The sequence below is a fragment of the Vibrio sp. S12_S33 genome, assembly GCF_963889785.1.
Classification (GTDB): domain Bacteria; phylum Pseudomonadota; class Gammaproteobacteria; order Enterobacterales; family Vibrionaceae; genus Vibrio; species Vibrio aestuarianus.
Genome location: NZ_CAWPQZ010000337.1, coordinates 1 through 281 on the forward strand (window position 1 = coordinate 1; position 281 = coordinate 281).

At 46.6% G+C, this 281-nt stretch carries 1 protein-coding gene and 1 pseudogene; both read right to left on the reverse strand.

The window, feature by feature from the left end:
- Positions 1 to 145, reverse strand: a 145-nt coding sequence (tnpB, locus tag AACW06_RS21145) for an IS66 family insertion sequence element accessory protein TnpB (RefSeq protein ID WP_192076408.1), incomplete at its 3' end; no start/stop codon positions are given.
- A 21-nt stretch (positions 146 to 166) separates the two neighbouring features.
- Positions 167 to 281: pseudogene (locus tag AACW06_RS20375) on the reverse strand (IS66 family insertion sequence element accessory protein TnpA); the annotation flags it as partial.

Genomic DNA, 281 nt, shown 5'->3' on the forward strand with positions numbered 1-281 from the left:
TTTTATCCCAATACAACACTTTGACTTTGTCGCGTTGTTTATTGGTAAATAGGAACAGTGCACCCGTGCCGAGTGGCAAATCGGTTTCGGACTCGATAATCGCCGCCAGGCCATTGATAGACTTTCTCCCGATACAGGTAAACATTCGGGGCGCTCAACATTCGTTTCATGACAGTGCTCCGATTAACTCTGCCAGATACGAGGCGGGTGTACCCTGTGGAATGCTGAGTTCAGCGTCATGAATAAATAATATCATGTTGGCGACGGGTGTTTGAGTTAAT